The sequence below is a fragment of the Pseudomonas sp. DWP3-1-3b3 genome, assembly GCF_049896305.1.
GTDB classification, from domain to species: Bacteria; Pseudomonadota; Gammaproteobacteria; order Pseudomonadales; family Pseudomonadaceae; genus Aquipseudomonas; species Aquipseudomonas azotoformans_A.
This window is the reverse complement of sequence record NZ_JAFCUA010000003.1, coordinates 58534-82394: the sequence shown is the minus strand read 5'-3', so window position 1 is coordinate 82394 and position 23861 is coordinate 58534. Positions and strand designations below refer to the sequence as shown.

Sequence of the window (23861 nt, the reverse complement as noted above, 5' to 3'; positions counted from 1 at the left end):
GACTTTTCATCGCCCTATCCCCGACATCCCCTCTAGGAGCAAATCCTACAGGGGACTACAATCCCCTCCCCCGCGCCAATGGCTGATCCACCCCGCATGTCGACCTGCTCTGTATACCCACTGCCTTACCAGGCCAACCCCGCTGCGTATTTTGCGGCGATCCGCCATGCGCCTGGCGCGGTGCTGCTGGACAGCGGCCGACCGGCAGCCGAGCGCGGGCGTTATGACCTGCTGAGTGCCTGGCCACAAGCGACATTGACGGTATCGCCCGACGAAAGCGGTGTTGATTTCCTGCAACGCTTGCGGGAAAACCTTACGCAGTTGGGCAAGGCGGATCTGCCTGCTGGCTATGCGCTGCCGTTCGCGGGCGGGCTGATCGGTTACCTGAGCTATGACTTTGGTCGCCATCTTGAGCACATGCCGCACCTTGCCGCAGACGATTTGCACCTGCCAGACGCGCGGTTCGGGTTATATGCCTGGGCATTGATCAGTGACCATCAGGCGCAGACCAGCCAACTTGTATTTCATCCGGCCCTGGCCGAGAGCGAACAGCAGCGCTTGATCACTCTGTTCGGCCAGCCGGTAGCCAGCAACGCGGCGACCTTCAAGCTTGACGGCCCCATGGCTGCGGACCTCACCGCCGAGGCCTATCGCCAGGCCATCGTGCGCATCCAGGACTACATCCAGGCCGGCGACTGCTACCAGGTCAACTTTGCCCAGCGCTTCCGCGCGTCGTGTGCGGGCGATCCCTGGGTTGCCTACTGCGCCCTGCGCGAAGCCTGCCCGACGCCATTCTCCGGGTTCCAGAGCCTGCCGGACGATGGCGCGGTGCTGAGCCTGTCGCCCGAGCGCTTCGTGCATATCAGCGAGCGCCGCGTCGAAACCCGGCCGATCAAAGGCACCCGCCCCCGCGGCCTGACACCCGAAGAAGACGCCGCCAACGCCGCCGAACTGCTGGCCAGCCCCAAGGACCGCGCCGAGAACCTGATGATCGTCGACCTGCTGCGCAACGACCTCGGCCGCACGTGCCGCACCGGCTCGGTGAGCGTGCCGGAGCTGTTCAGCCTGGAAAGCTACCCCAACGTGCACCACCTGGTGAGCAGCGTCATCGGCGAACTGGCCGATGGCAAAGACGCCCTCGACCTGATCGCCGGCAGCTTCCCCGGCGGTTCCATCACGGGCGCACCGAAGATCCGCGCGATGCAGATCATCGACGAACTGGAGCCGACGCGACGCGGGTTGTACTGCGGGTCGCTGGTGTATCTGGACGTGCGGGGCGAGATGGACAGCTCCATCGCCATTCGCAGTCTGTTGGTCAAGGATGGGCAGGTGTGCTGCTGGGGCGGCGGCGGGATTGTGGCGGATTCACAGTGGGAGGCGGAGTATCAGGAATCGCTGACGAAGGTGCGGGTGTTGTTACAAACACTGGAGGGGTTGTAGCGCCTGGGCCGACCCCATCGCGGGCAAGCCCGGCTCCCACAATTGATCGGGTTCACACCGCCCAAAGGTGGGAGCTGGCTTGCCTGCGAAGAGGCCATCCGCCGCACTGAAAAGCTTACAGGCTCAACGCCCGATTCGACGCCTTGATGAACTCTTTCTTCAAGTCCTCAAAGGTATGCACCGCCGGGAACTGCGGGAACTCGCGAATCACATTCTCCGGCGCATGGAACAGAATCCCACGGTCGGCTTCGCCCAACATGGTGGTGTCGTTGTAGGAATCGCCGGCGGCGATCACCCGGTAGTAGAGGGTCTTGAAGGCCAATACCGACTGGCGCTTCGGATCTTTCTGGCGCAGTTGGTAACTGACCACGCGATCGGTTTCGTCGGTGATCAAGCGGTGGCACAGCAAGGTCGGGAAACCCAGTTGGCGCATGAGCGGCTGGGAGAATTCATAGAAGGTGTCGGACAGGATCACCACCTGGAAGCGCTCGCGCAGCCAGTTGACGAACTCGATGGCGCCGTCCAGCGGCTTGAGGGTCGCGATGACTGCCTGGATGTCGGCGAGCTTGAGCCCGTGTTCGTCGAGGATGCGCAGGCGCTGCTTCATCAGCACGTTGTAGTCGGGAATGTCCCGGGTGGTGGCCCGCAGGGATTCAATACCGGTTTTTTCGGCGAAGGCGATCCAGATTTCCGGAACCAGCACCCCTTCCAGGTCGAGACAGGCAATTTCCACAAGACACTCCCATTGTTGATGTTGTCGGTTGAGCGAGCAAAAGGACTGCCGAACTCTAGCGATTCAAGCTCGCCGCCGCAACGCAGAGCGGATTTTGATACCATCGCTCCCCTATAGAGCGCTCAGCGCCACTGACCTGTAGGAACCGTCCTGATGAACCAAGCCTTCGACGTCGCTGAACTCGCCGCGACTTACGCCAACAAATCTGCCCAGGATATTCTCAAGCTGGCGTTCAGCCAGTTCGGTGATGACCTGTGGATTTCCTTCAGCGGCGCCGAGGACGTGGTGCTGGTGGACATGGCCTGGAAGCTGAACAAGAGCGTCAAGGTGTTCAGCCTCGACACCGGCCGCCTGCACCCGGAGACCTACCGGTTCATCGAGCAGGTGCGCGAGTTCTACAAGATCGACATCGAGCTGATCTCGCCAGACCAGAGCAAGCTGGAACCCTTCGTCAAAGAAAAAGGCCTGTTCAGCTTCTACAAGGACGGCCATGGCGAATGCTGTGGTGTACGCAAGATCGAGCCGCTGCGCCGCAAGCTCTCCGGCGTCAGCGCCTGGGCCACCGGCCAGCGCCGTGACCAGAGCCCCGGCACCCGCAGCCAGGTGGCGGCGCTGGAAATCGACACAGCCTTTTCCACCCCGGAACGCACCCTGTACAAGTTCAACCCGCTGGCGCAGATGACCAGTGAGGAAGTCTGGGGTTACATCCGCATGCTGGAGCTGCCGTACAACAGCCTGCATGAGCGCGGCTTTATCAGCATCGGCTGCGAGCCCTGCACCCGCCCCGTGCTGCCGAACCAGCACGAACGCGAAGGCCGCTGGTGGTGGGAAGAAGCCACGCAGAAGGAATGCGGGCTACACGCAGGGAATATCATCAGCAAGGCGTGACCCTCGATCTGTACACAAGAATGTCACCATTAGTGCCATTCTTGTGTGCACTTATAAAATTCCGCACCGAAAAGTTACATTCTCCCCCGCCTCACTCCCCTCGCTGTTTTGCACACTCTTCATCCAACAAAATAAATAGCTGTTCAAACGGTCAATTTATATCGCTTTTAATTCAGCCAGTTATTTCCTACACCTATAAAAACGAAATTACCTACAGCTTTCATAGATCTAAAACTGGCACGCAAGTGGCTTAAGGTGAAATGCGCTTTGTATACAATAAATACAAAACCTACATACACTTTGCCATCTGCGGCTTGGCTGCCGATGCGCTGGAGCCTGCCGGAATGCGTACAAGCCTCTCGAATAACATCGCACTGGATCTGCCCTCCTCCCTGAAGCCCGAAGCCATCGAGCCCGGTCCGTTGGTGCTCAGCCCACGGCTGCACAACAAGGACCTGGCGCCCACCAAGGTCGAAGGCCGGCGCTGGGGGCGCTACAGCATCTTTGCGCTGTGGACCAATGACGTGCACAACATCGCCAACTACTCCTTCGCCATTGGCTTGTATGCCTTGGGCCTGGGCGGCTGGCAGATTCTGCTGTCCTTAGGGATTGGCGCGGCGCTGGTGTACTTCTTCATGAACCTGTCGGGCTACATGGGCCAGAAGACCGGTGTGCCTTTCCCGGTGATCAGCCGTATCAGCTTCGGCATTCATGGCGCGCAGATTCCGGCGTTAATCCGAGCGGTGATTGCGATTGCCTGGTTCGGTATCCAGACCTACCTGGCTTCGGTAGTTTTTCGCGTGCTTTTGACGGCCATTCATCCGGGTTTTGCCGACTACGACCACAACTCGATTCTCGGCCTGTCGTCCCTCGGCTGGGCCTGTTTTGTGGCGATCTGGCTGGTGCAATTGGTGATCCTGGCCTACGGCATGGAGATGGTGCGGCGCTACGAAGGCTTCGCCGGGCCGGTGATTCTGCTGACGGTGGCGTCGTTGGCCGGGTGGATGTATTTCCAGACCGGCGGCAACATCGCCTGGTCGATCCGCGAACCGCTCAGCGGCGGCGAGATGTGGCGCAATATCTTTGCCGGTGGCGCGCTGTGGCTGGCGATCTACGGCACGCTGATCCTCAACTTCTGCGACTTCGCCCGCTCTTCGCCGTGCCGCAAGACCATCCAGGTCGGCAACTTCTGGGGCCTGCCGGTGAATATCCTGGTGTTTGCCGCGATCACCGTACTGCTGTGCGGTGGGCAATTCCAGCTCAACGGTCGGGTGATCGAAAGCCCCACTGAAATCATCGCGGCTATCCCGAATACCTTCTTCTTGGTGCTGGGCTGCCTGGCGTTTCTGATCGTCACCGTGGCCGTGAACATCATGGCCAACTTCGTCGCACCGGCCTTTGTGCTGAGCAACCTGGCGCCCAAGTACCTGAATTTCCGCCGTGCTGGTTTGATCAGCGCCACCGTGGCGGTGCTGATCCTGCCGTGGAACCTCTACAACAGCCCGTTGGTGATCGTGTATTTCCTTTCCGGCCTGGGCGCCCTGCTGGGGCCGTTGTACGGAGTGATCATGGTCGATTACTGGTTGATCCGTAAAAGCCGGGTGGACGTGTTGCAGCTGTATAGCGAAGACCCGAACGGCGTTTATTACTACAGCCGTGGGGTCAATCTGCGCGCAGTGGCGGCGTTTATTCCCGCAGCCGTGATTGCCATTCTCCTGGCGCTGCTGCCCGGTTTTGCCAGCGTGTCACCGTTTTCCTGGATGTTTGGCGCCGGTATTGCAGGGGTGCTGTACCTGCTGATCGCCAAGCGCCAGCCGTTCTACGCCGATGTCAGCGGCGAAAGCATTGCCGTCGATAACGTCAGTCATTAATCAAAGGACATTCCATGCGTATCCTCGTGGTCAACGTCAACACCACCGAATCCATCACTGAAACCATCGCCCAGCAGGCACGCGCCGTGGCTGCGCCCGGCACTGAGATTGTCGGGCTCACGCCCTACTTCGGCGCGGAGTCGGTGGAGGGCAACTTTGAAAGCTACCTGGCGGCCATCGCGGTGATGGACCGGGTGATGGCCTACGACCAGCCGTTCGACGCGGTGATCCAGGCCGGCTACGGCGAGCACGGCCGTGAAGGCTTGCAGGAACTGCTCAACGTGCCGGTGGTGGACATCACCGAAGCCGCCGCCAGCACCGCAATGTTCCTGGGCCACGCCTACTCGGTGGTGACCACCCTGGACCGCACCGTGCCGTTGATCGAAGACCGCCTGAAACTGGCCGGCCTGTACCAGCGTTGCGCCTCGGTGCGGGCCAGTGGCATGGCGGTGCTGGAGTTGGAAGCGAACCCGCTGGCGGCGATGGAAGCCATCGTGCGCCAGGCCGAACTGGCCATCAGCGACGACAAGGCCGAGGTGATCTGCCTGGGTTGCGGCGGCATGGCCGGGCTGGATGAGCAGATCCGCCAACGCACCGGCGTGCCGGTGGTGGACGGTGTGACCGCCGCCGTGACCATCGCCGAATCGCTGGTGCGGTTGGGGTTGTCGACGTCGAAGATCAGGACTTATGCGACGCCGAGGGCGAAAAAAGTCATCGGTTGGCCGCGCTGAAACGTTGGTTCAACTGCTGCTCGGCAAACTGCTCGATGATGAACTCCACAAACGCGCGGGTCTTGCCGGGCAACAGTTTGTGTTCGGCGTAGTAAATGGAGATGTTGCCGTCGTCGACGTACCAGTCGGGCAGCACCCGCACCAACTTACCGCTCGCCAACCACGGCACGGCAAACGGCATGCTCACCAGGGCAATACCCAGCGCTTGTTCGGCGGCGATACAGGCCGCCTGTGAATCGCTCATGGTCATGCGTGCCTTGAGATTCAACGGGCCATGTTCACTATTGCGCCCGGTGAGTTGCCAGGAACGCACACGACCGGTTTGCGGCGAGCGGATCAGGATGCCATCACTGGACTCCAGGTCTTCGGGCTGCGTGACCGTTGCACGCGCAGCCAGGTAATCAGGTGACGCCACCAACACCCGATGGGCAGGTGCAAGCTTACGTGCCACCACCCCTTGGGGCAGTTCAAAACCGCCACCCAGTGCTGCGTCGAACCCTTGGCCAATCAGGTCCACCTGGCGGTTGTCAAAATGCCAATCGGGGCTGATATCGGGGAACCGTTTCAGAAACTCACCCAGCAGCGGCACGATGTACAAACACCCGACCACCGTGCCCATACTCACTTTCAGGGTTCCAACAGGCCGCCCTTCGGCGCTGGCCAGGTTGGCCACCGCATTCTGGATGGTGGTGAGACTGCCGCTGACCTCTTCCAGAAACAGTTTCCCGGCTTCAGTCAGGGTGAGACGCCGAGTGCTACGCTGGAACAACCTGACCCCCAGGCGCGCCTCCAGCTTGGCGACACTTTTACCGACGGCGGCCGGGGTCAGGCTCAGGTGCCGCGCCGCTTCAGCAAAGCTGCCACCTTCGGCGCTGCGTACAAAGCATTCGATACTGCCAAAGCTTTCCATATCGACCCACTCTAAACTTTTGGTTTACACAGACTATAGCAATCACGGTCTACCGGGAGGGGCTGGCGAGGTCGATACTCGGTTCCAACAACAAGGCATCCCGCCTTGAACAGCTAGGAGATCGACATGACCACACAGAACCTCAGCGGCAAAGTCGCCTTGATTCAAGGCGGTTCTCGCGGCATCGGCGCCGCCATCGTCAAGCGCCTCGCGGCGCAGGGCGCAGCGGTTGCCTTCACCTATGTCAGCTCGGCCGCCAAGGCTGAAGAATTGCAGAACAGCGTGATCAGCGAAGGCGGCAAAGCCCTGGCGATCCACGCCGACAGCGCCGATGCCGGTGCGATCCGCAACGCGGTCAACGCCACGGTCGAAGCCTTTGGCCGCCTGGACATCCTGGTGAACAACGCCGGTGTACTGGCCATCGCGCCGCTGGAAGACTTCAAGCTGGAAGATTTTGACCAGACCCTGGCGATCAACGTACGCAGCGTGTTTATCGCCACCCAGGAAGCGGCCAAGCATATGGGTGAAGGGGGTCGGGTGATCAACATCGGCAGCACCAACGCCGAGCGCATGCCGTTTGGCGGTGGTGGCCCGTATGCCATGAGCAAGGCGGCGCTGGTGGGGCTGACCAAGGGCCTGGCGCGGGACCTGGGGCCTCGGGGTATTACGATCAACAACGTGCAGCCTGGGCCGGTGGATACCGACATGAACCCGGCAAACAGTGATTTTGCCGAGAGTTTGATTGGGTTGATGGCGGTGGGTCGGTATGGGCATGTCGAGGAAATTGCCAGCTTTGTGGCTTACCTCGCAGGGCCGGAAGCGGGCTACATCACTGGTGCAAGCTTGACAATTGATGGTGGCTTCAGCGCTTAACCCAGTGTGTGAGCTGGCTTGCCTGCGATAGCGATCTGAAGATCACCATCGCAGGCAAGCCAGCTCCCACATTTTTTTTACCCCGTTTGTTCAGCGCAGGGGCGGCAGGCCATAGGCCGCCAAATCGAAGTCCGCGAGCTTGCGGATGATCTGGTCGGCATGGTGGTACTTGCTGTCGGCCATGGCTTCGTCCGGCACGGCGATGGCGGTCATGTGTGCAGCCTTGGCGGCGGTGACGCCAAACGGTGAGTCTTCGAACACCAGGCAATCCTCGGGCGCAACGCCCAGGCGGCGAGCGGCGGTGAGGAAGATGTCCGGCGCGGGTTTCGCGGCACCGACTTCCGGGTCGTCAGCGGTGACGATGGTGTCGAACAGGCCAAACCATTCGCGGTGCAGGGTGGTCTTGTGACCAAACGAATTGCGCGACGAACTGGTGCCCACGGCAATCGGGATATTGTGCGCCTTCAAGTGCCGCACCAAGGCTTCAGCGCCGGGCATGCCCAGGGCTTTTGGGAAGCGTTCGCTCATCAGCGGTTCACGGATGGTCAGGAATTCGGCGGGCGTGATCGGCAGGTCCAACGCCTTCACCACGTAGTCAGCCAGATCCTGGGCACCGCGCCCAATGATGTGCTGCTTGATGCCCCAATCGTAGGTGCGGCCATAGCGTTCGGCGATGATCTGCGTGACTTCGGTGTAGATACCTTCAGTGTCCAGCAACAACCCGTCCATATCGAAAATCACAGCCTTGATCGGGACAGCAGTACGTGGTGCATTCATCACAACAGATCCTTGGGGGGAAGGACTAAAAGGATTCAGCACAATAGCGGTCCACCTTGCCTGCAAGCAACCGTCGCGACTCGCTATTGATAATTACTCTCAATTAAATTAACGTCGCGGCGCTCCAGGCTCTGATCTCTTTTCGAGTTTCGCTGTGACCGACAACGCCGCCAGGCTGCAACTCTACCTCGACCATCGCCCCGCCCTGATCAACTACGCCAAGGTTGTGGTGGGCGACCACGCACGCGCCGAAGACGTGGTGCAAGATGCATTCCTGCGCTTTTGCGGCAGCACGGATGACCCGGTCGAACAGCCGCTGGCCTACCTCTACCGGGTCGTGCGCAACCTGGCGCTGGACGCCGTACGCCGCCAGGCCACCGAGAAACGCCAGCAGAAAACGCCTGCACAATGGATGCGTCCTGGCCAGGAGTTGTCGCCGGAACAACGGGTGGTGCACAGTGACGATGCCAGCCGTATCGCCGCGACCCTGGCCAGCCTGCCGGAACAAATGCGCATCGCCGTAGAGATGCATCGCCTCGGCGGCTTCACGTTGCAGCAAACCGCCGATCATCTCAATATTTCGCTTTCCACCGCCCATCGCCTGGTCAAGGACGCCATCGTTCACCTGGCTTCGAGCGTCGCCATCCAGGGCGCGCACAGTAAGGAACGTCCCTATGCATGATGCCCACCCGCCCAGGAATGTCTCGGCACGCAGCCTCGAAGACGCCGGCCAGTGGTTGCTGGACCTGCAAGCCCACCCCGAACGTTTCGAGGAATTCGACCGTTGGCTGCACAGTGACGAGGCGCATTTCGAGGCCTGGGCTCAGGTCAATCGCGCCATGGATGCGCTCGATCAGCAGGCGCCCACCACTCATGAACACTGGCCGCGCCCAACGCGCGCTCGCCTGCCGTGGTTGGCCGCTGCGTGTATCAGCGTATTGGCGGTCGGCGCGGCGCTGGTGTTCAACCCCGCTTGGCGCGCGGACTACAGCACCGCCACCGCCGAAACGCGAGAGGTCGTCCTGAGCGACGGCAGCCGCCTGACGCTGGCACCGCAAAGCTCGGTGAACGTGACCGTTGACGGTGCGCAGCGCCAGGTCACGTTGATTCAAGGAGAGGTGTTTTTTGATGTCGTCCATGACGCGCAAAAACCCTTCGAAGTGCGCAGCGACGATGACATGGTGCGCGTATTGGGCACCGCTTTCGACGTAGCCCGCAGCCACAACGGCCTGGCCGTGGAAGTGCGCGACGGCAGCGTGGGCGTGAACAAGCAGTATCGACTCAGCGCCGGACAACGGCTGTGGATCGACCGACAACAAGGCACGGCAACGCAGTCGTCGGTGGCGCCCACAGAAGTGGCGGGCTGGATCAATGGCACGCAATTCTTCGAGAACGTCAGCGTCGCCCAGGTCGTCGAGCAACTGGAGCGCTACCAGCGGGGCTGGATTGTGATCAACGACCCGGCCCTGGCCAGCAAGCGCGTCACCGGCCTCTACGACGTACGCGATACCCGGCGTGCGCTACAGGCGTTGGTCGCGCCGATTGGCGGCGAGGTTCGCGAGTACTCGCCGCTGCTCATGGTCATCAGCCACAAAAAATCGAATGTAGAAAAATAAATACATTGCCCTGAAAAAAACCGCGCAGGTGTTCGTCTTTGTAGCTCCCAGTATTGCGAATGAATCGTAATACCAAACACTAAGGCGACGAAACATGGGTCACCGATCACCTGCACCATTGGCACTGGCCATCCTCTGTGCTGCTATCCACAGCACGATTTTCCAGCCGTCCCAGGCATTGGCCGCAGAGGCTACCGGCACGCCGAGTGATCAGGCGACACGGTTCTTCGATATTCCTGCCCAACCGCTCACCACCGCTTTGAGCGCCTTCGCTCGACAGGCCAACCTGCAACTGGGCCTGGAAGCCGGGCTGGTGGATGGTATGCAAGCCCCCGCCTTGCGCGGCAACTTCACCCAGGAGCAAGCCCTGCAACGCTTGCTCGGCAACGCACCGGTAAACTGGACAATCGACGGCCAACGCAGCCTTATTCTCAGTCGTCGTGATGCCGCCAATGCGGGCGTCAATGACTTTGAAGATGCGGAACTGCTTGGCCCTGTGACCATCAAGGGCGGCGAAACCAGCCGCCTGACCGGTGCTGCCGCGCAGGTCTACACCAAAGCCGGTTCCAGCGTGTTTATCTCCGGCGAGACCATCAACCGCTTCCGTGGCTCCTCCCCCGCCGACATCCTCAAGGGCGTGCCCGGCGTACAGACCGGCGATGCGCGCAATGGCGGCGCGTTGGACGTGAACATCCGCGGTATCCAAGGCCAGAGCCGGGTGCCGGTGACCATCGACGGCAGCCAACAAGCCATCGATGCCTACCGTGGCTACAGCGGCATGCAACAGCGCAGCTATATCGACCCTGACCTGATCAGTGAAATCAGCGTAGACAAGGGCCCCAGCCTTGGCGCCGACGCGGCGGGCGCCATTGGCGGCATGGTCAAAATGAAAACCCTGCAACCCAAGGACATCCTCAAGGACGGCGAAACCTACGGCGTGCGCCTCAAGGGTGACCTGTCGAGCAACAGCGTAGATGCGCCCGGCACCTACAAGGCCACGCCGCACCATGGCAGCAACGGCCTGGACGGTTCCCCGGCCCACTCCGGCAGCGTGGCATTCGCCAGCAGCAGCGAGACGGTGGATTTCGTCGCGGCCTATTCCCAGCGCCAGAGCGGCAACTACTACGCTGGTAAAAAGGGCTTCAAGAAGTACCAAGTGTTTCAGCAGGTGCGCAAATACGACCCCAAGACCCGGAAGTACATCTACGTCACCCAGGAGGCCAACAGCGCAGCCAAGTTCTTCAAGCCCGACAGCGAAGTCTTCAACACCTCGACCGACACCGAGTCGGTGCTGCTCAAAGCCATCATCAAGCCAGCGACGGACCAGAAACTGGAGCTGACCTACCGCTACACCGATGGCCATTACGGCGAAGTGATGCCGTCGCAGGTCATCCGCAATACCAGCGGCAGCGTGCCGCAATGGGACCCGGGCAGCATGCGCATCAACGCCTACACCGCGCGCTACACCTACAAGCCCGAAGACAATCCGTTGGTGGATTTGAGCGCAAACGTCTGGGCCACCAAAGCCCAGAGCGAAGCCTTCAATGGCCTGGTCACGGTCACGCCGCTCTACGGCCATGAAGACGATGCCGACCCGCTCGGCGATACCTACAAGGACGCCCTGCGCAACCGCACCAAAGACAAGCGCTGGGGCGTGGACCTGAGCAACACCTCGCGTTTCGACACCCGCGCAGGCAAGTTCGCCTGGACCTACGGCGGTTCCTACCAGACCGAAGACCTGGGCCCCGATGACAACTCGCCGGTGCTGCTGTCGGACCTGCAAAAGAACCGCTTCATCCGCAGCGGCGAACGTGAGGAAAGCAGCCTGGTGACATCGCTTGAATGGTCACCGATCAAGCGACTGACCTTGACCGCAGGCGGTCGTTACAGCGAGTTCAGCAGCAAGGACCACAACCGCAAGGCCAGCCCGGCCACGTTCGGCCCGGACCGCAAACCGACCAGCTACACCTTCGCGCCGCCCATTGAACGGCAGGACCAGGCGTTCGCACCGTCCTTCGGCGCAAAGCTTAACCTGACCGACAACAGCTTCGTCTACCTCAACTACAACGAAGGTGTGCGCATGCCGAGCCTGTTCGAGTCGACCCTGGGCCTGTTCACGGCCGCCGTGCCGACCGATGGCATCAAGCCCGAGCGCAGCAAGAATTGGGAATTCGGCGCCAGTACGTTGCAAAACAGCGTACTGATTGACGGCGATACCGCCGCGGCCAAACTCGCGTACTTCAACAACGAGATCGAAAACTACATCACCCGAGACTACACCGACATCTTTGCCGGCAACCTGCAGAACGTCGACAGTTTCACGGTCAAGGGCATCGAGTTGCAAACCAGCTACGACATGGGCCGGGTGTTCACTGACATCTCCGCCACCTACTACCTGAATGCCAAGACCTGCGCGCCGGACATCGCGAAGAAACTGCGCGAAGAAGACAACCCCTCCACCCCCAATTGCGTGGACGGCGGCTTCCCCGGTTCCTATACCAACACTCAGAACCCGCCCAAGTATTCAGTGAACACCACGTTGGGCAGCCGCTGGTTCGACAACCGCCTCGTTCTCGGCGGACGCATGGTCTACAACAGCGCGCCCACCGCCAAACTGGACAAGTCCTGGAACAACGGCATCACCACGAACCAGATGTACTACCGCAAGTCAGCGATCTACGACCTGTTTGCCAGTTTCGAAATCGTCAAAGGCACCCAGCTGGATTTCTCGGTACAGAACCTCACCAACGTCTATTACCTGGACCCGCTGGCCCAAAGCTTCATGCCCGCGCCGGGGCGAACGTTGCGTACGGGGCTGACCGTCAAGTTCTGACCTGACCGTTGTATTGAATTGCGGGATGCCCTTGTTCGGCATCCCGTTTTACGTTGATCCCTATTGATGCCCCCATGATTGCCAAGACTGCTCCCGACTACCTCAACCCGCCACGCAAAGCCTTGTGGAGCGTTGCCACGCTGATCACCCTGAGCGTCTACGCCGGCCTTATCGCCTGGTGGTTGCATACGCCCAGCGTAACGGTGGCCGAAGCTGCTCCAGCGGCGATGATGATCGAATTGGCGGCCGCCCCAGTCGCCCAAGCGGTGGAAGAAGACCTGCAAGTGGCACCGGACAAAGTGGTACAGAAACAGCTGAATACGCCGTCGGAAAAACCGCCAAGGGAAGTACCCAGGAAGGTGGTGGCGGCAACCCGGCCGAGTGTCGCAAAAACCGCAACATCGCCGCTCAAGGACACCGCCCAGGGCACCTATTCGTCCGCGCCGGAACACGCCGCCGAGTTCGAGACGGCACCGAAAAAGCAGGATGAACAACCGGCACCTTCAGCCACCACGGCACCGCCCAAGCTGGATACACACCCGGCCGACACCACCGCCGCAAATCAATCCTCAAGAGGCTCCGCCGACCCCGCACAAAAGGTGCAATGGGAAGCCGAGCTGCTGGCCCACCTGGAACGCTACAAACGCTACCCGCAAAACGCCCGCGATCGAGGCGACCGGGGCGTGGCGTATCTGCGCTTTGAAATCGACAGCAACGGCAAGGTACTCAGCGCCAGCATCGTACGCTCCGCCGGTTTTACCGAACTGGACACAGCAACGCTGGACATGATCAACCGCGCCTCCCCGGTGCCACGCCCGCCGGAGGGCAGCAAGACGCGGTTTACCGTGCCGGTGGTGTTTGCGAAGTGAGGGGGTTCATAACACGCAACCGCCTGGTAGATGGCGCGACGCCTATCCGCGCCTGGCACGAACACCTGAACCTGACACAGGAAGAAGTTGCCAGGGCGTTTGGCATCAACACCAGTCAATTGGAGCTATAGAGCGCTACTCTGGAAAATCCGCCCCTTCAGTCACTGAAGCCCACGCATTAAAGTCCTTGCTCAAGGCTTCCACCTTGGTCCGCGCATTGGCCAGCGCTGCCTTGCCCAGCAGCAAACGCAGTGGCGGTTGGTCGGCCTCCACGGCATTGACGATGGCAATCGCCGCACGCATCGGGTCACCCGCTTGTTTGCCGTCGATGCTGCGCAACAACGCCGTGCGCGCGCCAGCGGTGGCGTGGTAATCAGCAATCGCGTGAGGCGCTTCGTTGGCGGAACGCCCAGCCCAGTCGGTGCGGAAACCGCTCGGTTCCACCAACAGCACCTTGATGCCCAGCGGCGCGACCTCCTGGGACAACGACTCGGAAATCGCTTCCACCGCAAACTTGCTGGCGTTGTAGAAGCTCAGTGTCGGGTAGGCCATGATCCCGCCCACAGACGACACATTCACCACGGTACCGGAACGCCGCGCACGCATGCCCGGCAGCGCGGCGCGGGTGACATCGCTGAGGCCCCAGACGTTGATCTCGAACATGCGGCGCACTTCGTCCAGCTCGCTCTCTTCGAACGAACCGAAGTAACCGATGCCAGCATTGTTGACCAGCACATCGATATGCCCGAAGTGATCTTCGGCAGCTTTCACCGCCTCACGAACCTGGGCCGGGTCGGTCACGTCCAACGCCAGCACCAGGGCGTGGTCGGCGTAGTCGGCAACGATGTCCTGCACCTGTTGCGGATCGCGGGCGGTGACGACGGTGGGGTAGCCGAGGCTGAGGGTGTGCAACGCCAGGTAGCGACCGAAACCCGTGGAGCAGCCAGTGATAAACCAGACAGGTTTTGCATTGGATGAAGTCATGAAAGCCAATCCTCTGAATGAACGAACCACCCCAGTATCAGCGCCGCCTCATTCTCCCAGTAGAGGCCGAATCTGCATGCCCCTTCGAGCCAAACTTCACAATGCCCGCAAGCGTTACGTACAGGCTTGAGACAGCTTCACTGGTGAAGAATCAGATTCCCACAATCCCTTCACAGACGCCCCCATGTCCGAAGCCTTCGAAGTCCCCAGCCCCCACGAAAAACACATCGAACACACCACCGAACACGCCCACGGCCGTGGCGACAATTTCGCCAGCCGCATTGCCGTGATGACCGCCCTCATGGCCACCCTCGGCGCCATGCTCAGCTACCAGGCCGGCTCCACCGAAAGCGAAGCGGCGATGGACAAGAACAACGCCGCCATCTTCAAGACCGAAGCCGCCAACCAGTGGAATTACTACCAGGCCAAATCCAGCCGGCAAAACCTCGCGGAACTGGCCACGCACATTCCCGGTGTGGACGCGGTGCATTACAAGGAAGAAATCGAGCGCTACAAGAGCCAGAAGGAGGACGTGCGCAAACAGGCCGAGAAGCTTGAAGCCACGTCAAAGCAATGGGATGAAAAATCAGAGCAGGCGCTGCACCAGCATCATCGCTGGGCCCAGGCGATGACCGCGATCCAGATCGCGATTTCGTTGGCGGCGATTACCTTGCTGACGCGGCGGGAGTGGTTGAAGCGGATGTCGTACACCGCAGGTGGCGCCGCAGTCTTACTGGGGAGCCTTGCCTGGCTACATATCTGACCACGTACCTGTGGCGAGGGAGCTTGCTCCCTCGCCACAGTCTATGCACTACGCAACATCGAATCAGGCTCGATTCGCCGCACGGCTATGATGGAAGTACAGATACGCCAGCCCAATAGGCGCAATGAAAACCGCCATGGCCCAGCAGATCGCCATGGTGAACACCTTGACGGTCAACATCAGAATGGCATTCACAAAGAACACGTTGTTGCCAAAAATGTAATCCATGATGCTTTCGTAAACGAAGCGCGCGTAGGGATAAAGCAGGCTGTTGACCACGCAATAGAGCAGCGCGCCCAGTGTGAACACACCGGTTTTCGAATGGGTCAGCGCGGTATAGATCAGCACGGGAAAAATCAGCCCGAACAGGAAGTTGCGGATGTAGTACTGGGCAGAAAGCCCGCCGAATGTCTTGCGAAGTACCGGGTGCATTTAGATCCCTCTGAATGGCTGTATCGGAAAGGCGGCGACCTTAACAAAGCGTGGAAAGCTTCTCCAGCGTTTCCATAAGCCCTTTGCCATTACACCGCTATATAGTAAAAGGAATAGCGATAAACCCACTTCAAACCGAGGAAAAGCCGGTGTCCGCACAACCCAAAGAAGCCGTGGGCGCCGCCTACAGCATCGACTCCATGCGCTACGCCCAGGCCATGACCTGGCAAGCCATCGAACAACTCGCCCAACGTATCCGCCCCGGCATGCGCGAATCCGAAGCCCGCGACCTGGGCAAGCAAGTCCTCGCCGATCTCGACATGCAGCGCATCTGGCACCCACTGCTGGTGCGCTTTGGCGCCAACACCCTCAAGACCTTCAAACAACGCTCCGACGGCGACCCGGTGCTGGGCGACAACGACATCTTCTTCATCGACATGGGCGCCGTCTGGCAAGGCCACGAAGGCGATGCCGGCGCCACCTTCGCCACCGGCAACGACCCAGACATGCTCGCCTGCGCCAGCGCCGCCAAAGAGCTGTTCGACCGCGTACAAGCCCGCTGGAAAAACGACCAAGTCGTGGGTCTCGAGCTTTACCGCTACGCCGAAGCACAAGCCCAGGCCATGGGCTGGCACCTCAACCTCGACATCAAGGGCCACCGCGTCAGCGACTTCCCCCACGCCATCCACCGCGGCGGCGACCTGGGGGATTTCGAGCACTACCCGAATGCCGGGCTGTGGATCCTCGAAATCCAGATCGCCCATCCGAGCAAACCCTACGGCGCTTTCTACGAAGACCTCCTCGCTTAAGGAACTGCAATGAACCGCTCCACCGAACACCCCGTACTGTTGTTTTCCTACGGCACGCTGCAAGACAAATCCGTACAACTGGCCAACTTCGGCCGCGAACTGACCGGCCAGCAGGATGCGATGCTGGGTTACTCGCAGAGCTGGGTAGAGATCACTGACCCGGACGTGCTGGCGAGCAGTGGCAAGACGCATCATCCGATTGTGGCGCCGAGTACGCAGGCAGACGCCAGGGTTGAGGGGATGGTGTTTCAGATTACGGAGCAGGAATTAGCGGCGGCGGATGCGTATGAAGTGGCGGATTACAAGCGGGTGGAGGTGGGGTTGGCTTCGGGGTTGAGGGCTTGGGTGTATGTGCGGGCTTGAGGCGATTGACGGAATGGGCGACAGAACGTCGCCCTTGTCTAAAGCAATTCAGGATCTAAAAAAAGCCAGCTGATAACCATGCCGATACTCGATATGAGCGCAACTGTTGTCGGAAAGACCATCCAGAACTTGAGATGCGTTGGGATTTTTTGAACGTCCTCAACCCGTACCAAACGTCTCCACTGCAGTACTTTGGGAATTAGAATGATGATAGCCATGGCAACGACGCGTGAGGCCCGTCCTTCGAATGGAGCGAAACGAAGGGTTTTCTTGTGCCCGATGACATAGTCGGTGTGCTCCACATAGCTTTCCGCAGCGTCGAGTTTTTTGAACATGGCGAAGAATGTTAGCGGGATACTGAGTAGCATAAGAACTGATGAGAAGAGACCGAGATGTAAAAGGGCCATTTATTCTTTCCAGGTTTTATAGATAAATGTACCGCCGACTTCGCCCATAACACTCCCGGCTGAACCTAAAGCTAAGGCGCCCGCAGCGCCGCCTACAATTGCACAGGCCAAGGCCCCGGCCCCCGCGGTAGGTATGCCGAAAACAATCGCACAAGCGCCTATGCCGAGAGTGGCACCTGTTGAACCACCTGCGTATGCACCACCAGCGCCGAGCAGGAGCTTGCCCCCTTCAACATATTGCGCTCGTGTGCACTCCTGCTCCCGCTCTATGGTGCACGCCTCTGTAATCTCCAGCGCCGCCGCCCCAACATCCAGTGCAATACCAATATAGGTACCCTTCTTCAAAATCTGTGAAGCCTTGGCGACTCGTTTGACCCTCTCCTCATACCCACGAATTTCTCCGTGGTGCCAGTAACTCTTGCTGGAAATACCCAGCATCTTTTTTATCGATGTTTCGTTTTTCAAACCCGAGCCTAAGCGCGCCATCCCCGAGAGCTGTGTTTCCAACCGTGCAAAAAGCGCTCTGCGTTTAATTAAAAACTCCCCCCGCGCCCCCATGCTGCCCTTCCTCATGTACTTCTTATGCAACTGCTCGACTTCCATGAGGGTCTGCTCGATTTGCGCCAGATGCTTGCTCCATGCGCTGCTGGCACTGCCGATGCCGAGAGAAGCATGGGACATGATGGCCTGCAACTGATCGTAGTTTTTGATCAAAAAACCATCAATGGCGGAATGCGCCAGCAAGTCATGGTTTATGTTTTGCGCCGAGCGCATCAACTGCGCTTCTTCGGCGGTACACGACGCCGTGCGACTATCCCCCATGATCACTAGCTGCCCCGGCAATACCACGGTGTTACGGATGTGATGGTTGAGGATGTCAAACTTTGTTTGAGTATGAAGATTGAGAGAAAGACTGAGCTTGAGCAGTGGGTAAGGCTGTGGCCGCTCATTGATAAATGCATAGGGTCCCTGCATCGCGTGACACTTCCCAGTGAGTGAGGTGCACGACTATAGGAAGGCGTTACAGGTGAGGTAAGACGCGTACTGGGGTGTTTTTAGCGTTTGGGAAATGGACTACTTTAATCAGAGGGCATGCCTACATTTACAAGCTCCATTCAACCAACATTCCCGCCACCCGATTTATGTTGCCTGCCAGATGCGTGCATCAGTTGCACACAGTGCTAGCTTTGGCAGTCGAGGTACTTTCACTTCGCCAAACACTGCCTGATTGAGCTTGATTTTCTCCGTTGCCGTAGGGCTCCACCCACGACCCCGAGTCGCAAATATACCTCTCGCATCAATTACCCCAGCGACCATCTTGTCGCCGAACAGAGAGTCCCTCATTTCTAACGTTTCTCGAAGATAACGCTCCGAATCGGCCACACCATTGCTGTCAAAGCGAAGTACGTAGTAGTTTTCCATGGAGATACTAACGGGCTTGCGGTCCTGCAACTCAACGATAAATTGCGCAAACCTGACCGTGCATCTTGCGAAACGAGGAACGGCAACACCCTTACCCACTGCAACTCCTATCATCGCCGATGCCACCGTTTCTGGCACCGAGTACAGCTGTCCTGAAGGGTCGTAGCAGTAAACACGCAGCGAAAGCCCCATCAACTTTTCCTCCTGCAATAAAGTGAAGATGTCTTAAAGTTGGCTCCTACGAGCGATCACACTTGAATTTCCTGCAACGTGAAATGACATATCGATTGATTGCTAGTCAGCCTGTTTCATCGCTAGGCGATGCAGCGTGGCAGCAGGAAGCTCTAGCTCCCGAGTCCAGTTCACATCTACCCCCCACTTCCCGACCTTAACTCGACCGAACAGCACCAAATCCCGTAGTGGTTCAAGAGCCAGAAAAGTATTTATATGATCGATAAGATCAACAGTAAACCGCTTACCGTCATCCCACTCGATCTCAAGAGCATGCTTGCCAGGAATGGGCTTCACCTTTGAGATGCGATGCTTGCTAGTAATGGAACAGCACCTTTTGTCGGAACTCGCGCCAGCCACAATCGCATTTTCAGCAACTAAAATCATGGGCACGAAGATCGAGGGAATGATTTAGGGCAACGTCCTACAAGCAATCCGGAATGAGCGCCCTCCCATTTCAAAATGCCCGAGACTACAGTCGCCCCGTTGCCCACATGGCGACCGGGTTTGGCGACTCGATGACAGTCAAGACGGAACGCGAACGACGTAATTTTCAAACGTCGTTGTTTCCTACAATTGTCCAATGGAGTCACACATGAACCAATTCATGGCCCTCACCAGCAACGACAGCGCGACCCCTGCTCTTTTTGTCGACACAACCGTCCCACTGGAAATCCTCCTCGACGCCGCGAACTATCGACTCCGTGCCGTGACGCAGGTGCTTGAGAACCTTGCGCTTCGCAGTGAAATCAGTAGTGATGCGGTTGTACTCAGCGACTTTGCCTTGCTGTGCTCGATCCCGCTGCGCGATGGGTGTGATTTGCTGGATGTCATAGGGCGACGCATGGATATGCCAAGCGCGTGATTCGATAAAGGTGAGATTTTCGAACCCCAGAAACTACAAAACCCCTGGTTTCTCTCGAAACCAGGGGTTTTGTTTACATCGAATGTGGCGGTGAAGGAGAGATTCGAACTCTCGATACAATTTCTTGTATACACACTTTCCAGGCGTGCTCCTTAAGCCACTCGGACACTTCACCGTATCTCGTCAAACCAGTTCAGTCTGTCGAGGCGCGCTAATGTAGTCGAAAGCCTTTCTGATGGCAAAGGTTTTTTTCAGAATTTTCATGCGGTTAGCCGGTTATGCCGATCCGCGCCCGGCAAGGGGCGGTGATTGTGCCATTCTCAGGCATCGGCGGGATGGGTCTGGGGCGGCGATTGCGCCCTGCCCCAGGCTTTCCCAACGCCTGTCTTCGGGAAAAGTCTGACTGGGTAGTCAGTCACGGCGCTTTACCGGGGCGGGCGTGGTGGGTAACGTCTGCGCATGCACTGCTATTAACAAGCCTTCTATAACAAATCCTACAAGGAACCGCGTCATGAGTGAGTTGATTGCCTACCACCTCGAAGACGGTATCGCGACCCTGACCTTGAGCAACGGCAAGGTGAATGCCATTTCTCCGGCGGTGGTCAGTGCCTTTAATGAAGCGCTGGATCAGGCCGAGAAGGACCGGGCGGTGGTGGTGATCACCGGCACGCCGGGGATTTTGTCGGGGGGTTATGATTTGAAGGTGATGACCGCCGGCCCTAAAGAGGCGATCGGCCTGGTGACGTCCGGTTCGACCTTGGCGCGTCGTCTGTTGTCGCACCCGTTCCCGGTGATTGTGGCGTGCCCTGGGCATGCGGTGGCCAAGGGTGCGTTCCTGCTGTTGTCGGCGGATTATCGGATTGGTGTGGAAGGCCCGTTCAGCATCGGCCTGAACGAGGTGGCAATTGGCATGACCATGCACCACGCTGGGATCGAGCTGGCGCGGGATCGTCTGCGTAAGTCGGCGTTCCATCGTTCGGTGATCAATGCCGAGATGTTTGACCCGCAAGGCGCATTGCAAGCCGGCTTCCTCGACAAGGTGGTAGCACCGGAGGAATTGCATGCGGCGGCGCTGGAGGCGGCGCGTCAGTTGAAGAAGCTGAACATGAATGCCCACAAGCACACCAAGTTGAAGGTGCGTAAAGAGCTGCTGGAAGCCCTGGACGATGCAATCATTCAGGACCAGGGACATATCCTGAGCTAAGCCCTACGCCTGATACACCAGAGCCCGACCTTGAGTCGGGCTTTTTCTTACAAATAAATCCGAATCATCCTTAGCCGCTCTAGCCTGCCCGTGCCGGTAGATATCGAAACATGCGCTTAAACATCGGCTATCTCCTACCTCTACAGGGGTAATTGCCGAATACAGTGCACATCCGTACACTGCGCCACCTTTTGTCCGGATAGGCCGTGTCGATGCTTTTTTTGCTGCGTATGTTGTTGATGGGCCTGCACTTTATGCTCGCCGGTATACTGGGCGTGCTGGTCGGTCTGTGTCGGCCATTCAATCCGGACAACAGTCGCCTGTGTGCTCGCCTCTACGCGCTCCCGGCCATGTGGATTCTGCGGCTGAACGTGAACACCGATGTGGACTCGCTGCGCAACAAGCCTGGCACCTGCGTGATCATCGCCAATCACCAGTCCAACTATGACCTGTTTGTGTTCGGCAACGTGGTGCCTTACCGCACCGTGTGTATCGCCAAGAAAAGCCTGAAATGGGTGCCGCTGTTCGGCCAGTTGTTCTGGCTGGCGGGCAACGTGCTGATCGACCGAGGCAATGCGCACAAGGCGCGCCGCGCGATGCTCACCACGACGCACACTTTGCAGCACGAAGACACGTCGATCTGGGTGTTCCCCGAAGGCACGCGCAATCTGGGCAAGGGTTTGCTGCCGTTCAAGAAAGGCGCGTTCCATATGGCGATTGCGGCCGGTGTGCCGATTGTGCAGGTGTGCGTCAGCAATTACGTCACTCACATGCAGCTCAATCGCTGGAACAGTGGGGATGTGCTCATACGGTCGTTGCCGCCGATTCCTACCACTGGGATGACTGCGGATGACATCCCGGCGTTGATGCAGGCGTGTCATGCGCAGATGGATGAATGCATCGCGCAGATGGACCGCGAGTTGCGGGCTGTCTGAAGATTGTCGGGGGGCGCTTCGCACCCCAGCGCGAGCAAGCTCGCTCACCACAAAAAAGCTTGCCGCTACGACGGAACGCCATTCAGGCTAAGCTGCCCAACACCTGTCCTCCCAATAAGAAGCGATCAGCACCATGGGTAGAGTTGTTGCGGCCGCCGTTTATAGCGCCGGTAAGAAAGTCACGGATATCACCCTCGATGAAGGCGCGGCCTGGGCCGCCAAACCCGACCACTTTGTGTGGATCGGCCTGGAAGAGCCCGACGCCCAGGAACTGGCCAACCTGCAACGCCAGTTCAACCTGCATGAATTGGCCATCGAAGACGCCCTGGAAAAACACAGCCGCCCCAAGCTGGAAACCTTCGGCGATGCGCTGTTTATCGTCACCTATTCACCGGTGCGCGAGAACGGCAAGCTGGAGTTTATCGAGACGCATATCTTCGCCGGCAATGGCTACATCATCACTGCACGCAACGGTCACTCAGCGTCCTACGGCTTTGTGCGCCAGCGCTGTGAGGCGCGGCCACTGTTGCTGGAGCATGGGGAAGATTTCGTACTCTATGCGCTGCTGGATTTCGTCACCGAGAACTACCAGCCGGTGAGCGAAGCGATCCATGCCGAGATCGATGAGTTGGAGCGTAATGTGCTGTGCAGTTCGTTGAGCGAGCGGGATATCCAGAAGATTCACGGCCTGCGTCGCGACGTGTTGCGGCTCAAGCGTTATGTGGCGCCGATGGTGGAGATCAGCCAGGAGCTGCAGAAGCTCAGCTTTCCGTTTATCGACAAGAACATGCGCCCGTACTTTCGTGATGTGCAGATCCACGTGACGCGGCAGATGGAAGACCTGACCACCCTGCGCGATATCGCCAGCCAGACCATCGAAATCGGTGTGCTGCTGGAGGCATCGCGCCAGAGCGTGGTGCAGCGCAAGTTCGCCGCATGGGCGGCGATCCTCGCGTTCCCCACCGCAGTGGCGGGGATTTACGGGATGAACTTCCAGAACATGCCCGAGCTGCAATGGCACTACGGCTATTTTGCGGTGCTCGGGTTTATTGCGGTGGGTTGCACCAGCCTGTGGGCCAGTTTCAAGCGTTCGGGCTGGCTTTAAACCTGGGCCTCGGGCTTGTGCGCGACGAAACGCATCATCCATTCCGCCACGGTGGCACCGTGGTGGTCGCGCTCAAGGCTGGCCACGCCGTTTGTGTAGACCTTTTCGCCCAACGTCGTCTGAAGAATCTCCAGCAACTCGCGGGAATAGTCGCTGACAAATTCCGGGTGCCCCTGGAAACACAGGACCTGGTCGCCGATGTGGTACGCGGCGAACGGGCAAAAGGCGCTGGAGGCGATGACCGTGGCATTCTCCGGCAGTGTGGTGACCTGGTCCTGGTGGCTGATCAGTAGCGTCAGTTCTTCCACTTCGGGGCTCATCCACGGCGTCTTGGCATCGAGCTTGTAGTCGTGGATGCCCATGCCCCAGCCCTGGCCGGCGCGTTCGGTCTTGCCGCCGAGCAACAGCGCCAGCAGTTGGTGACCGAAGCAGATGCCGAGCAGCTTGTCGCCGCGTTCGTAACGTTCGAGCAGGTAGGTCTTGAGGGTCTGGATCCACGGGTCGGTGCCAAAGGAGTCGGCCTTGCTGCCGGTCACCAGGTAGGCATCGAATACTTCATCGTCCGGCGGGTATTCGCCGTTCACCACGTTGTACACGACAAACTCGGCGGGAATCGGCTGCTTGGCGAACAGGCGCTTGAACATCTGCCCGTACCCTTGGTATTGATCGATCAAGCCTGGACGCAGGATATCGGTTTCCAGGATACAGACGCGTAGCGACATAAAAAATACCTGACACGGTGATGGGAATATTGCACACCCCAGAGCCTGCCTTGAAATACCCCTTCAAGGCAAGCCCCC

Annotated in this window: 26 protein-coding genes, 1 tRNA gene and 1 pseudogene; 17 read left to right on the top strand and 11 right to left on the bottom strand. The window is 59.1% G+C overall.

What is annotated here, in order from left to right; translation table 11 throughout:
* Positions 1 to 96: 96 nt before the first annotated feature.
* Complete coding sequence (gene pabB, locus ACP7BX_RS10385) at positions 97 to 1440, top strand: aminodeoxychorismate synthase component I (RefSeq protein ID WP_426126321.1); 1344 nt, start codon at positions 97 to 99, stop codon at positions 1438 to 1440.
* 115 nt (positions 1441 to 1555) lie between these two features.
* Here the strand turns inward: pabB and thrH are convergent, their stop codons facing one another.
* Positions 1556 to 2173 carry a bifunctional phosphoserine phosphatase/homoserine phosphotransferase ThrH gene (thrH, locus tag ACP7BX_RS10380; protein WP_426126319.1) on the bottom strand — a complete coding sequence of 206 codons (618 nt, stop codon included), beginning with the start codon at positions 2171 to 2173 and terminating at the stop codon, positions 1556 to 1558.
* A gap of 153 nt (positions 2174 to 2326) precedes the next feature.
* Between thrH and ACP7BX_RS10375 the strand changes: the two genes are divergently transcribed.
* From ACP7BX_RS10375 to ACP7BX_RS10365, 3 genes are all read left to right on the top strand, one after another.
* Entirely contained in the window at positions 2327 to 3061 is a 735-nt protein-coding gene (locus ACP7BX_RS10375) for a phosphoadenylyl-sulfate reductase (protein ID WP_426126317.1), read from the top strand.
* 344 nt (positions 3062 to 3405) lie between these two features.
* Positions 3406 to 4932 carry an NCS1 family nucleobase:cation symporter-1 gene (locus ACP7BX_RS10370; RefSeq protein ID WP_038847340.1) on the top strand — a complete coding sequence of 509 codons (1527 nt, stop codon included), beginning with the start codon at positions 3406 to 3408 and terminating at the stop codon, positions 4930 to 4932.
* A 14-nt stretch (positions 4933 to 4946) separates the two neighbouring features.
* Positions 4947 to 5663, top strand: coding sequence for an aspartate/glutamate racemase family protein (locus ACP7BX_RS10365; protein WP_314529383.1), 717 nt, complete (start codon positions 4947 to 4949; stop codon positions 5661 to 5663).
* Here the strand turns inward: ACP7BX_RS10365 and ACP7BX_RS10360 are convergent.
* Positions 5644 to 6573 carry a LysR substrate-binding domain-containing protein gene (locus ACP7BX_RS10360; RefSeq protein ID WP_426126314.1) on the bottom strand — a complete coding sequence of 310 codons (930 nt, stop codon included), beginning with the start codon at positions 6571 to 6573 and terminating at the stop codon, positions 5644 to 5646. The genes ACP7BX_RS10365 and ACP7BX_RS10360 overlap by 20 nt on opposite strands.
* 126 nt (positions 6574 to 6699) lie before the next feature.
* Between ACP7BX_RS10360 and ACP7BX_RS10355 the strand changes: the two genes are divergently transcribed.
* Positions 6700 to 7446 (top strand): 3-oxoacyl-ACP reductase family protein, encoded by a 747-nt coding sequence (locus tag ACP7BX_RS10355; protein ID WP_033901224.1) that lies wholly within the window; start codon positions 6700 to 6702, stop codon positions 7444 to 7446.
* A 90-nt stretch (positions 7447 to 7536) separates the two neighbouring features.
* Here ACP7BX_RS10355 and ACP7BX_RS10350 read toward each other — a convergent pair whose 3' ends face one another.
* Entirely contained in the window at positions 7537 to 8223 is a 687-nt protein-coding gene (locus ACP7BX_RS10350) for an HAD-IA family hydrolase (RefSeq protein ID WP_038841925.1), read from the bottom strand.
* A 154-nt stretch (positions 8224 to 8377) separates the two neighbouring features.
* Here ACP7BX_RS10350 and ACP7BX_RS10345 point away from each other — a divergent pair, with 154 nt between their 5' ends.
* The 5 genes and pseudogenes from ACP7BX_RS10345 to ACP7BX_RS10325 form a co-directional block, all read left to right on the top strand.
* Positions 8378 to 8905 carry a sigma-70 family RNA polymerase sigma factor gene (locus ACP7BX_RS10345; RefSeq protein WP_033901225.1) on the top strand — a complete coding sequence of 176 codons (528 nt, stop codon included), beginning with the start codon at positions 8378 to 8380 and terminating at the stop codon, positions 8903 to 8905.
* Positions 8898 to 9839 (top strand): FecR family protein, encoded by a 942-nt coding sequence (locus tag ACP7BX_RS10340; RefSeq protein WP_426126311.1) that lies wholly within the window; start codon positions 8898 to 8900, stop codon positions 9837 to 9839. The genes ACP7BX_RS10345 and ACP7BX_RS10340 overlap by 8 nt, the downstream gene beginning before the upstream one ends.
* Positions 9840 to 9933: 94 nt before the next feature.
* Positions 9934 to 12672, top strand: a complete 2739-nt coding sequence (locus ACP7BX_RS10335; RefSeq protein WP_426126309.1) for a TonB-dependent receptor domain-containing protein — start codon at positions 9934 to 9936, stop codon at positions 12670 to 12672.
* Between the two features lie 74 nt (positions 12673 to 12746).
* Positions 12747 to 13541, top strand: coding sequence for an energy transducer TonB family protein (locus ACP7BX_RS10330; protein ID WP_177113321.1), 795 nt, complete (start codon positions 12747 to 12749; stop codon positions 13539 to 13541).
* Between the two features lie 17 nt (positions 13542 to 13558).
* Positions 13559 to 13651, top strand: a pseudogene (locus tag ACP7BX_RS10325) (helix-turn-helix domain-containing protein); the annotation flags it as partial.
* A gap of 25 nt (positions 13652 to 13676) precedes the next feature.
* Here ACP7BX_RS10325 and ACP7BX_RS10320 read toward each other — a convergent pair.
* Positions 13677 to 14525, bottom strand: coding sequence for an oxidoreductase (locus tag ACP7BX_RS10320; protein WP_033901228.1), 849 nt, complete (start codon positions 14523 to 14525; stop codon positions 13677 to 13679).
* Positions 14526 to 14709: 184 nt separating this feature from the next.
* Here ACP7BX_RS10320 and ACP7BX_RS10315 point away from each other — a divergent pair, with 184 nt between their 5' ends.
* Positions 14710 to 15288, top strand: coding sequence for a DUF4337 domain-containing protein (locus ACP7BX_RS10315; RefSeq protein WP_426126306.1), 579 nt, complete (start codon positions 14710 to 14712; stop codon positions 15286 to 15288).
* Between the two features lie 63 nt (positions 15289 to 15351).
* Here the strand turns inward: ACP7BX_RS10315 and ACP7BX_RS10310 are convergent, their stop codons facing one another.
* The gene (locus ACP7BX_RS10310) at positions 15352 to 15720 is read right to left on the bottom strand and encodes a hypothetical protein (RefSeq protein WP_426126304.1); all 369 of its coding nucleotides are present in this window, start codon (positions 15718 to 15720) and stop codon (positions 15352 to 15354) included.
* A gap of 149 nt (positions 15721 to 15869) precedes the next feature.
* On the opposite strand from ACP7BX_RS10310, the gene ACP7BX_RS10305 reads away from it, so the two are divergent.
* Positions 15870 to 16529, top strand: coding sequence for a M24 family metallopeptidase (locus ACP7BX_RS10305; protein WP_426126302.1), 660 nt, complete (start codon positions 15870 to 15872; stop codon positions 16527 to 16529).
* Positions 16530 to 16538: 9 nt separating this feature from the next.
* Positions 16539 to 16892: a gamma-glutamylcyclotransferase family protein gene (locus ACP7BX_RS10300; protein WP_269131690.1), complete on the top strand. Its 354-nt coding sequence runs from the start codon at positions 16539 to 16541 to the stop codon at positions 16890 to 16892.
* Between the two features lie 38 nt (positions 16893 to 16930).
* Here ACP7BX_RS10300 and ACP7BX_RS10295 read toward each other — a convergent pair whose 3' ends face one another.
* The 4 genes from ACP7BX_RS10295 to ACP7BX_RS10280 form a co-directional block, all read right to left on the bottom strand.
* Complete coding sequence (locus ACP7BX_RS10295) at positions 16931 to 17299, bottom strand: hypothetical protein (protein WP_426126300.1); 369 nt, start codon at positions 17297 to 17299, stop codon at positions 16931 to 16933.
* Positions 17300 to 18274 (bottom strand): hypothetical protein, encoded by a 975-nt coding sequence (locus tag ACP7BX_RS10290; RefSeq protein ID WP_426126298.1) that lies wholly within the window; start codon positions 18272 to 18274, stop codon positions 17300 to 17302.
* A 165-nt stretch (positions 18275 to 18439) separates the two neighbouring features.
* The gene (locus tag ACP7BX_RS10285; protein ID WP_061449274.1) at positions 18440 to 18913 is read right to left on the bottom strand and encodes a hypothetical protein; all 474 of its coding nucleotides are present in this window, start codon (positions 18911 to 18913) and stop codon (positions 18440 to 18442) included.
* A 102-nt stretch (positions 18914 to 19015) separates the two neighbouring features.
* Positions 19016 to 19339, bottom strand: coding sequence for a DUF2442 domain-containing protein (locus tag ACP7BX_RS10280; RefSeq protein ID WP_061449275.1), 324 nt, complete (start codon positions 19337 to 19339; stop codon positions 19016 to 19018).
* A 208-nt stretch (positions 19340 to 19547) separates the two neighbouring features.
* Between ACP7BX_RS10280 and ACP7BX_RS10275 the strand changes: the two genes are divergently transcribed.
* The gene (locus ACP7BX_RS10275; RefSeq protein WP_061449276.1) at positions 19548 to 19817 is read left to right on the top strand and encodes a hypothetical protein; all 270 of its coding nucleotides are present in this window, start codon (positions 19548 to 19550) and stop codon (positions 19815 to 19817) included.
* An 85-nt stretch (positions 19818 to 19902) separates the two neighbouring features.
* Here the strand turns inward: ACP7BX_RS10275 and ACP7BX_RS10270 are convergent.
* Positions 19903 to 19992: transfer RNA gene (locus tag ACP7BX_RS10270), tRNA-Ser, on the bottom strand.
* A gap of 336 nt (positions 19993 to 20328) precedes the next feature.
* Between ACP7BX_RS10270 and ACP7BX_RS10265 the strand changes: the two genes are divergently transcribed.
* The 3 genes from ACP7BX_RS10265 to ACP7BX_RS10255 all read left to right on the top strand — a co-directional run bounded on the left by ACP7BX_RS10265 (position 20329) and on the right by ACP7BX_RS10255 (position 23061).
* Positions 20329 to 21021 (top strand): crotonase/enoyl-CoA hydratase family protein, encoded by a 693-nt coding sequence (locus ACP7BX_RS10265; RefSeq protein WP_015885385.1) that lies wholly within the window; start codon positions 20329 to 20331, stop codon positions 21019 to 21021.
* Between the two features lie 212 nt (positions 21022 to 21233).
* Positions 21234 to 21956, top strand: a complete 723-nt coding sequence (locus ACP7BX_RS10260; RefSeq protein WP_426126828.1) for a 1-acylglycerol-3-phosphate O-acyltransferase — start codon at positions 21234 to 21236, stop codon at positions 21954 to 21956.
* A 133-nt stretch (positions 21957 to 22089) separates the two neighbouring features.
* The gene (locus ACP7BX_RS10255; protein ID WP_016979227.1) at positions 22090 to 23061 is read left to right on the top strand and encodes a magnesium and cobalt transport protein CorA; all 972 of its coding nucleotides are present in this window, start codon (positions 22090 to 22092) and stop codon (positions 23059 to 23061) included.
* Here ACP7BX_RS10255 and ACP7BX_RS10250 read toward each other — a convergent pair.
* Positions 23058 to 23783, bottom strand: a complete 726-nt coding sequence (locus tag ACP7BX_RS10250) for an amidotransferase (RefSeq protein ID WP_177112202.1) — start codon at positions 23781 to 23783, stop codon at positions 23058 to 23060. The two genes, ACP7BX_RS10255 and ACP7BX_RS10250, sit on opposite strands and share 4 nt — an antisense overlap.
* Positions 23784 to 23861 lie beyond the last annotated feature (78 nt).

Bases quoted from the DNA above. Each gene is read 5' to 3' on its own strand.
- ACP7BX_RS10280 (WP_061449275.1), bottom strand. From the start codon at position 19,339: ATGATTTTAGTTGCTGAAAATGCGATTGTGGCTGGCGCGAGTTCCGAC.
- ACP7BX_RS10315 (WP_426126306.1), top strand. From the start codon at position 14,710: ATGTCCGAAGCCTTCGAAGTCCCCAGCCCCCACGAAAAACACATCGAA.
- ACP7BX_RS10340 (WP_426126311.1), top strand. From the start codon at position 8,898: ATGCATGATGCCCACCCGCCCAGGAATGTCTCGGCACGCAGCCTCGAA.
- ACP7BX_RS10330 (WP_177113321.1), top strand. From the start codon at position 12,747: ATGATTGCCAAGACTGCTCCCGACTACCTCAACCCGCCACGCAAAGCC.
- ACP7BX_RS10275 (WP_061449276.1), top strand. From the start codon at position 19,548: ATGAACCAATTCATGGCCCTCACCAGCAACGACAGCGCGACCCCTGCT.
- ACP7BX_RS10300 (WP_269131690.1), top strand. From the start codon at position 16,539: ATGAACCGCTCCACCGAACACCCCGTACTGTTGTTTTCCTACGGCACG.
- ACP7BX_RS10255 (WP_016979227.1), top strand. From the start codon at position 22,090: ATGGGTAGAGTTGTTGCGGCCGCCGTTTATAGCGCCGGTAAGAAAGTC.
- ACP7BX_RS10320 (WP_033901228.1), bottom strand. From the start codon at position 14,525: ATGACTTCATCCAATGCAAAACCTGTCTGGTTTATCACTGGCTGCTCC.
- ACP7BX_RS10350 (WP_038841925.1), bottom strand. From the start codon at position 8,223: ATGAATGCACCACGTACTGCTGTCCCGATCAAGGCTGTGATTTTCGAT.
- ACP7BX_RS10360 (WP_426126314.1), bottom strand. From the start codon at position 6,573: ATGGAAAGCTTTGGCAGTATCGAATGCTTTGTACGCAGCGCCGAAGGT.
- ACP7BX_RS10365 (WP_314529383.1), top strand. From the start codon at position 4,947: ATGCGTATCCTCGTGGTCAACGTCAACACCACCGAATCCATCACTGAA.
- ACP7BX_RS10290 (WP_426126298.1), bottom strand. From the start codon at position 18,274: ATGCAGGGACCCTATGCATTTATCAATGAGCGGCCACAGCCTTACCCA.
- ACP7BX_RS10355 (WP_033901224.1), top strand. From the start codon at position 6,700: ATGACCACACAGAACCTCAGCGGCAAAGTCGCCTTGATTCAAGGCGGT.
- ACP7BX_RS10335 (WP_426126309.1), top strand. From the start codon at position 9,934: ATGGGTCACCGATCACCTGCACCATTGGCACTGGCCATCCTCTGTGCT.
- ACP7BX_RS10260 (WP_426126828.1), top strand. From the start codon at position 21,234: ATGCTTTTTTTGCTGCGTATGTTGTTGATGGGCCTGCACTTTATGCTC.
- ACP7BX_RS10265 (WP_015885385.1), top strand. From the start codon at position 20,329: ATGAGTGAGTTGATTGCCTACCACCTCGAAGACGGTATCGCGACCCTG.
- ACP7BX_RS10295 (WP_426126300.1), bottom strand. From the start codon at position 17,299: ATGGCCCTTTTACATCTCGGTCTCTTCTCATCAGTTCTTATGCTACTC.
- ACP7BX_RS10250 (WP_177112202.1), bottom strand. From the start codon at position 23,783: ATGTCGCTACGCGTCTGTATCCTGGAAACCGATATCCTGCGTCCAGGC.
- pabB (WP_426126321.1), top strand. From the start codon at position 97: ATGTCGACCTGCTCTGTATACCCACTGCCTTACCAGGCCAACCCCGCT.
- ACP7BX_RS10285 (WP_061449274.1), bottom strand. From the start codon at position 18,913: ATGGGGCTTTCGCTGCGTGTTTACTGCTACGACCCTTCAGGACAGCTG.
- ACP7BX_RS10375 (WP_426126317.1), top strand. From the start codon at position 2,327: ATGAACCAAGCCTTCGACGTCGCTGAACTCGCCGCGACTTACGCCAAC.
- ACP7BX_RS10370 (WP_038847340.1), top strand. From the start codon at position 3,406: ATGCGTACAAGCCTCTCGAATAACATCGCACTGGATCTGCCCTCCTCC.
- ACP7BX_RS10310 (WP_426126304.1), bottom strand. From the start codon at position 15,720: ATGCACCCGGTACTTCGCAAGACATTCGGCGGGCTTTCTGCCCAGTAC.